This window comes from Streptomyces sp. NPDC007264, from assembly GCF_042869095.1.
In the GTDB taxonomy this organism is placed as follows: Bacteria; Actinomycetota; Actinomycetes; order Streptomycetales; family Streptomycetaceae; genus Streptomyces.
Genome location: NZ_JBIAFD010000014.1, coordinates 197766 through 205135 on the forward strand (window position 1 = coordinate 197766; position 7370 = coordinate 205135).

Genomic DNA, 7370 nt, shown 5'->3' on the forward strand with positions numbered 1-7370 from the left:
TCCCTTTCGCCGGATGTCCTTCTTGGACATGCCTTCGGCGGTGCGGCGGGCGACGTAGTTCTGGGTCCGTTGGTCGTAGCGCATGCGGACCAGCGCGATCATGTGGAGTGCGTGGTTGGCCCGGCGGTCGCCGCCGCGGTTGAGGCGGTGCCGGTTGGTGCGGCCCGAGCCGGCCTGGACGGGGGCTGCCGCGCACAGGTGCGCGAACGATGCTTCCGAGGCGAGCCGCTGGGGGGTGTCGCCGGCGGTGATCAGGATCTGGGCGGCGGTCTCGATGCCTCCTCCGGACAGTGCGACCAGCGAGGGTGCCGCTTCGACCACCTGCGACGGCACCACCCGAGTCGGCCGACATGTCATCAACAAGACAACCTGCGCGTCGGTCGATCGGCGGGTCAGACCACCTCGGGCGTCACCACCGACATCCTCACAGTCAAAAGTGGATGTCAAAGGCCCCGGACCATGATCTTGGGTTCTAGTGGTCGTCGCCTCGGTCGCCCTGGTCGCCGCCGTCCGTGACCCGGGCCGGGCGGACAGAGCGCCGGCGAGGGCCGTACGGACTCCCTGGCGGTCCCTGCCCCGCCCGTACCGGCGTGTCCTGGCCGTGCTGCTCCTGTTCAACCTGGTCAACTTCCCCGACGCGCTGCTCCTGCTGCGCGCCCACGAGTTGGGCCTGTCCACGGCCGGGGTCGTCGGCGCGTACGTGGTCTACAACCTCGCCTACGCGGCCCTGTCCTACCCCGCCGGAGCCCTGTCCGACCGGGTGCCCCACCCGCTCGTGTTCGCGGCGGGCCTGGTCTTCTTCGCCGCCGGCTACCTCGGCCTCGGCCTTATTCACGCGCCCTGGCCGGTCTTCGTCGTGCTGCCCCTCTACGGCGGATTCGCCGCGTGCACCGACGGTGTCGGCAAGGCCTGGATCTCCACCCTCGTCCCCGACCGCCAGCAGGGCACCGCCCAAGGGCTCTACCAGGGCGCCACCGGCGCCGCGGTCCTGCTCGCCGGCCTCTGGGCCGGACTCGCCTGGGGCTCCGACGGCCGGGTCCCGCTGCTGGTCTCCGGCGCCGCCGCGCTCGTACTCGCCGCCGCTCTGCCCTTCCTCCGGCACACGCACAGGCTCGTCCACCCGTTGCCCAAGCCCTGAGCCGAACCGGGCGGACCGACGACCGGCACGCTCATGAGGATGGATTCAGTGTGGGATGACGCGCGGTGGGCGGTGACGGGGCAGTTCGTCGCGGAACTCTTCGATGATGGAGCTGATCTGGCGGGTGAGGTGGGTCTGCTGGATTCTGTGGAGATACAGGTTGCGGCGGGCCAGCCCGGGTGCGTCCACGCAGAAGTAGAGCGACATCAGCGGATTGATGAACAACGTGCTGTTCTTGGTCCGTTGCGTGAACTGGATGTCGCCGAAGTCGCCGCGTACCGCTGCGGCTATGGAGCCGTTGACGATGCTGGGGTGGTCGGGCGTTGCCGCTTGGGCGTGCGCCACGGCCTCCAGGTAGAGGGCGCCTTCCCGGCTGCTTCGGGAGACGGAGAAGGCTCCCAGGAAGGCGCCGTCCCGCTCCAGGGCTGCGAGGTTTTCCAGGACGAGGGCGTGGTTGACGCCGTGGTAGGCGTCCACGCCGAAGCCGATGCAGGTGACGAGGCGGTGGGGCACTTCGGTGAGCTTGTCGACCGCGGCGAGGCTGGCCATGTCCTCCTCGGGTGTACCGAGTCCGCTTTCGTCACCGCGCATGAGGATGTCGGTTCCGCCGTCCACCAGGACGATGGCATCGAGGCCGCCGAGATGCTTGATGAGTGCGCGGTAGGCGGCTCGCAGTGGTTGCACGCCGGTGCGGCACAGCGCGTACACGGTGGACCGCAGTTCTCGCTGGTCGAATCCAGACATCCGACTCCAAGCCGTACAGGTCGGCGAAGGAGAGGTTGGCCAGGTGCACCTCCTTGCCGGCTGCCTGCAGGGCGAGGGCGAGAGGCAGCCCGGCGTAGATGTCGAAGCCGCCGCCGGCGCCGGCGATCAGAATGCGCTGGGCGTCGCGAAGACGGGTGAAGAGCGCGGGCTCGTTGAGGGAGGACACCGGGGGAACGTAGCAGGGGCGCGCTGCCCACGCGTGGGGTGTGGGACGCCCTCCGGGCCGGTACCGCGAGCGCGGACGGACGCAAGGTCGCCGGCGGGTCTCGCACCGGGTGATGGCCGCGATCAGTCGGCACCGCGCCGGTCGGCACCGCGCCGGAAGGCCGCGCGGTAGTCGCTCGGGCGTTGTCCGGTGTGCTTGGCGAAGAGAGCGGCGAAGGTCCCGGGGTCCTTGTATCCGACGGTGGCGGAGATGCCGGCGACGGTTCGGTCCGTGGTCTCGAGCAGGTGGCGGGCACGGCGGACGCGCGATGACTGCAGGTACTCGAGAGGACTCCGGCCGGTCTCGTCGGCGAAGCGCCGCAACAGGGTCCGAGTGCTGACCCCGAACGCGTCCGCCAACGCCGCGAGGTCGTATCGGGCGGCGAGGTCCTGGTCGAGGCGTCGCATGACCCTGCGGGAGAACTCGTCTCCGGGCTGTGGAAGAAGTCGCGCGTCGACGTACGGAGTCTGGGAGGACCGTGCGTCGTCGACGAGCGTCACCCGCGCGGTTGCCCGCGCCACGTCGGCACCGCTGTGCCGGCGGATCAGTTCCAGCGCGAAGTCGTACATGGCGCTGAAGGCCGCGGTCGTCGTCACCCCCTTGTCGGTGACGACCAGACATTCGGGGCGGACGTCGGCTTCCGGACAGCGCTGGGCCAGTTCGTCGGCGAGAAGCCACGCCGTCGTGGCCCGGCGCCCGTCGAGAAGCCCTGCCTCGGCGAGCAGGAAGGCGCCGACACAGATCGAGACGACGGCGTTGCCTGCGGCGGTGTGTGAGCGGATCGCCGCGATCTCAGGGGCGAGGGCCGCGAGTTTCGCGTCCACGTCGAGACCCGGCACCAGCTCGAATCCCGGCACGACGAGAACGTCGACCTCGCGGAGCGGGGCGACGGCCAACGCCGCACCGCCCGACGCGGTGACGCGACGACGGGGTGAGGCGACCGACACCTCGTAGCCCGAGCGGTCCGGACCGGCGACGTGCGCGGCCATCGTCAACAGGTCGGGCACGCCGAACACCTCGGACGCGAAGCAGCCCGGGTAGGCCAGAACGCCGACCCGCAGTGCACTCATGGTTGCCTCCTGACCACCACGCCTGTGGCGAGATCGCCCCTCTGTATGGCGGTCCAGCCTATCGCCCTGTGCGGGTTCACCGGTCCACGCTGTCGCCATGACCACTTTCAACGGACGTCTCGGCGACGCGATCACGGACTTCACCCACCGGCTGGTGGACGTGGCCGGGGTGGTGAAGACGGTGCATGTCGCCGGTTCCGGGCCGGCCGTCGTACTGATGCCGGAGATGCCCGGTATCAGCCCCGACGTCCTTCGGCTGGCGCGGTGGGTGCGGGATGCGGGTTTCACCGTGTACCTTCCCTCGCTCTTCGGGACCGACGGTGCCCGTCCCACGGTCGAGGGTGGGCAGGAGGTGATGCGCCGGGCGTGTGTCAGCGCCGAGTTCCGTGCCTTCGCCGGGGGCGGTACCAGCCCTGTCGTGGCGTGGCTGCGCGGGCTGGCGCGCCAGGCCCACGCCGAGTGCGGCGGTCCCGGAGTCGGTGCGATCGGACTGTGCTTCACGGGCAACTTCGCACTCACCATGGCGATCGAGCCTGCCGTCATCGCGCCGGTGGTCAACCATCCGTCACTGCCGTTGGACGATCCCGGCGGACTGGAGATGAGCGAAGAGGACGCGCACGCGGTCCGGGAGCGCGTTGCACGCGACGGACTGAAGGTCCTCGCCTACCGCTTCGACGACGACCGTTGGTGCACCGGGCAGCGTTTCGCCGCGTACCGGGCCCTGCTCGGCGACGCCTTCGACGGCCGCGTCCTTCCGGGCGGTTCCGCGAAGACGGACCCGCCCCCGTTCTTCCGTGATGTGGTGGGTTCCCCCCACAGTGTGGTCACCGCCCACCTCGTGGACGAGGACGGACATCCCACACTGAAGGCCAGGGACGAGATCCTCGCCTTTCTGACCGAACGGCTGAGCCGGACCGGGCACTCGGAGGTCGATGGTCAAGGACTGCAGGCCACGTGAGGCCATTGACGTCGCACCTGTCCCGGGGTGCACACCGTGGCCCCGTGGCCCCGTGGCCCCAACCGGACTCGACCAGAGCGCCACTGTGCGGCGCCACCCCCGCCACGTGGGCACCCGTGGTGCGGCGCCCCCGCCCGGTCCGCGCGGAACCGCAGGAGATGGCCGGCCGCATCGTCGACGAGGCGATCAAGTTCGTGGCGGCCTGCGCGAAGAACCCTGCCACGGGGCTGGCCCCGTCGCGGATCGTCGACGAGGGCTGGCACGCCCTGATCCTGCACACCGCGATGTACGCGGAGCTGTGCGACCAGCTCGGCAGCTTCGTGCACCACTACCCCGGCTACGACCCCACGCACTACGATCCGCCGATCCTGGACCGCACCCGCGAGAAGATCGCCGAGCTGGGCTGGGAGGCGGACGCGGAGCTGTGGGGGCCGCCGTCGGACGAGACGCTCGTGTCGGTGGCGGCGAAGTGCCAGCACGCGCCGGAGTGCACGATCCGTCCCATGCCGACGCCCCAGCCTCCCGTAGCCTGAGCGGCGGAGGTGCCGTATGGCTGAGTGGATCGACCCGCGGTACGCGGAGCTGGTGGCGGCGTGGAAGCGCGCGCAGGAGCCGGACTCGCGTGCCCCGGAGCGGGAGAGGCCGGTACGGGGATTCCTGATCCCGTCCAAGCCCTGACCGGCTGATCGGCCTGGACCGGCCCCGTCCGTCTGCCTCCCCCGTGGTGGATGGGCGGGGCCTCCGCATCAGTCGACGAGGTCGCGGAGGGGGATGCCGATCGCGTCGGCGATGCGGATCAGGGTGTCGAGGAGTGGCGAGGAGTGGCCCTGCTCGATGCGGCTGTAGGTGGCGACGTCGACGCCGGAACCTGTGCGGGTGACCGGTCGGCGTACCTCTGTCTGTCGAAGCTGTCGCCCCGCGCTCTGACACGGTCAGAGCGTGCCGCCCCGCTCTGAACGGAGGCGGGGCGGTCTACGTTTGTACGAACGACCCCCGCCGATCCTGAGTAATTGTCAAGACCTGTGGATCAGTTGAGGTGGATCACGCTGCGAGGGCCTCGTCTCGTTCGACGAGGAGGCCGTTCTCGAAGCGGGCGCCGGCTCGGACGAGGGCGACGAGGTGTGGTGCGGTGACCGCTCGCCAGCGGGCCCGGTCTCCCCACCGGGGCGCCGCAGGTTACGACGAGCCTGTGTCTGGCGCACGTGGGGAGACGCGCCGACCCTCGTCACCTGTGCACTGTAGATGTCTCCAGGCGGTGATCAAGTCCCCCGCGCGAGTGAACCCACACCATGATCGTTTGATCGTGTGGCATCTATGTGGCATTTGATCACCAGAACGGCCCCCCGTTCGAATGGAACGAGGGACCGTTAACTCTCTGACCTGCTGCGCAGCCTGTGCCCCCGGCGATGGCGTCCCGCTTGGTGGTGTAGCCGATCAAGGCTGGGGCGTACGCCTGGGGGCGCGTACCGACAGCGGTTCCGCTCCCTGCCCATGAGGCGGGCCACCCTGCAACTCTCCTTGGTGAACGGCCAGTTCAACCCGGGAGGTGCACGGTGGCCCTGTCCCAGTCTGACCTACTTCGCCTGCTGGAGTCACTACGTTCGGCGGACGGGCTCGAACTCGTCCGCTCGGTGGCCGAGCGGATGCTCCAGGAACTGATCGAGGCCGAGGCGAGCGCGAGGATCGGCGCGCAGTGGAACGAGCACACCGACACGCGCACCGCGCTGCGCAACGGGCACCGGGACAAGACACTGACCACGCAGGCCGGCGACCTGGAGCTGGGCATACCCAAGCTGCGCTCGGGCAGCTTCTTCCCCAGCCTGCTGGAGCGCCGCCGCCGCATCGACCAGGCCCTGTTCGCCGTCGTCATGGAGGCGTACGTCCACGGCGTGTCCACCCGCGCGGTCGACGAGCTGGTGAAGGCCCTGGGCGCGGACAGCGGGATCTCCAAGAGCGAGGTCTCTCGGATCTGCGCCGACCTGGACATCCAGCTGACCGCGTTTCGCACCCGGCCCCTGGACCACGTCCGGTTCCCCTACATGTATCTGGACGCGACGTACTGCAAGGCCAGGGTCGCGCACCAGATCGTCTCCCGGGCCGTGGTGATCGCCACCGGCATCACCGAGGACGGCGGCCGCGAGGTGCTGGGGGTGATGGTCGGCGACAGCGAGACCGAGGTGTTCTGGACCCAGTTCCTCCGCCACCTGCGCGAACGCGGCCTGGGCGGTGTCCGGCTCGTGCTCGGCGACCACCACTCGGGCCTGGTCAAGGCGATCCGCAAGGTCATGCTCGGCGCCGCCTACCAGCGGTGCCGGGTCCACTTCCTGCGCAACGTCTTCGGCGTGATCCCCAAGGACGCCGCCGAGATGGTCGCTGCCACCATCCGCACGGTCTTCGCCCAGCCCGACCAAGCCGCCGTCCGCGGCCAGCTCGACACGGTCGCCGACATGCTCGGCGCACAGTTTCCGCAGGTAAAGCGGATGCTCCTGGAAGCCAAGGACGATCTGACGGCCTTCGCGGCCTCCCCGGAACGACATTGGAAGAAGATCCAGTCCACCAATCCGCTGGAGCGGGTCAACCGAGAGATCAAGCGTCGCATCGACGTCGTCCAGGTCTTCCCCAACGACGACGCGCTGCTACGGCTGGTCACCGCCGTGCTCTTCGAGATGCACGACGAATGGATCGCCTTCCCCCGCCGCTACCTCCCAGAAGGCAGCATGGACCAGATCTACCCCGCCGAGCTCCCCGAGAGCGCCCCCGAGCTACCCAACACCACCAACACAACGGCCGATTGATCGGCTACACCACGACAAGGGACACGACCCCCCCGGCAGGATTCGAACCTGCGACACCCGCTTTAGGAGTTCGGTCTATGCCCACCCCTGGTGCCTTCGTCGGCTGGTCCGTCGGTCGTCCAAGGCTGTTGCTGTGTGCCGCCGTCCGGCCTCGTTGATGTCAGCGTTGGATGTCAGTGGAACAGCTCCGGAGCTGGGCAGACTTCCAACGGTGCCTCTGGCCGATCCATCCACCGCCACCAGGTGTGCCGGCTGGCGCAACGCCACAGAGAGCGGCAGATCCTCCGGCCGTCGCCTCGCCTGGACAGCACGAGACCGCCGGACGCCAGGGGCTGACTGCACTCAGAGGGCGGTATGAGACCTGATGCCCGATTCTTCGTTTCGTGCGGGACGAGTGGGCAGGTCGTGGCGACGTCGGTCGACTACGGCCGAGGCTGGG

General features: G+C 69.4%; 6 protein-coding genes and 3 pseudogenes. 5 read left to right on the top strand and 4 right to left on the bottom strand.

Annotated elements, in window-relative coordinates:
• Nucleotides 1–6 precede the first annotated feature (6 nt).
• Nucleotides 7–321: pseudogene (locus ACFYMU_RS24030) on the bottom strand (transposase); the annotation flags it as partial.
• A gap of 154 nt (nucleotides 322–475) precedes the next feature.
• On the opposite strand from ACFYMU_RS24030, the gene ACFYMU_RS24035 reads away from it, so the two are divergent.
• Nucleotides 476–1138, top strand: a complete 663-nt coding sequence (locus ACFYMU_RS24035) for an MFS transporter (RefSeq protein WP_388376648.1) — start codon at nucleotides 476–478, stop codon at nucleotides 1136–1138.
• Between the two features lie 45 nt (nucleotides 1139–1183).
• Here ACFYMU_RS24035 and ACFYMU_RS24040 read toward each other — a convergent pair.
• Nucleotides 1184–2069 (bottom strand): annotated as a pseudogene (locus ACFYMU_RS24040) (DUF1152 domain-containing protein).
• A 122-nt stretch (nucleotides 2070–2191) separates the two neighbouring features.
• Entirely contained in the window at nucleotides 2192–3178 is a 987-nt protein-coding gene (locus tag ACFYMU_RS24045) for a GlxA family transcriptional regulator (RefSeq protein WP_388376651.1), read from the bottom strand.
• 97 nt (nucleotides 3179–3275) lie between these two features.
• Between ACFYMU_RS24045 and ACFYMU_RS24050 the strand changes: the two genes are divergently transcribed.
• The 3 genes from ACFYMU_RS24050 (at nucleotide 3276) to ACFYMU_RS24060 (ending at nucleotide 4814) form a co-directional block, all read left to right on the top strand.
• Nucleotides 3276–4136, top strand: coding sequence for a dienelactone hydrolase family protein (locus tag ACFYMU_RS24050; RefSeq protein WP_388376654.1), 861 nt, complete (start codon nucleotides 3276–3278; stop codon nucleotides 4134–4136).
• A gap of 158 nt (nucleotides 4137–4294) precedes the next feature.
• Nucleotides 4295–4669, top strand: coding sequence for a glycine-rich domain-containing protein (locus ACFYMU_RS24055; protein ID WP_388376656.1), 375 nt, complete (start codon nucleotides 4295–4297; stop codon nucleotides 4667–4669).
• Nucleotides 4670–4685: 16 nt separating this feature from the next.
• Nucleotides 4686–4814 carry a hypothetical protein gene (locus ACFYMU_RS24060; RefSeq protein ID WP_388376658.1) on the top strand — a complete coding sequence of 43 codons (129 nt, stop codon included), beginning with the start codon at nucleotides 4686–4688 and terminating at the stop codon, nucleotides 4812–4814.
• A gap of 68 nt (nucleotides 4815–4882) precedes the next feature.
• On the opposite strand, the pseudogene ACFYMU_RS24065 reads toward ACFYMU_RS24060, so the two are convergent.
• Nucleotides 4883–4990: pseudogene (locus ACFYMU_RS24065) on the bottom strand (helix-turn-helix domain-containing protein); the annotation flags it as partial.
• A 699-nt stretch (nucleotides 4991–5689) separates the two neighbouring features.
• On the opposite strand from ACFYMU_RS24065, the gene ACFYMU_RS24070 reads away from it, so the two are divergent.
• Nucleotides 5690–6931, top strand: coding sequence for an IS256 family transposase (locus ACFYMU_RS24070; RefSeq protein WP_388376660.1), 1242 nt, complete (start codon nucleotides 5690–5692; stop codon nucleotides 6929–6931).
• Nucleotides 6932–7370 lie beyond the last annotated feature (439 nt).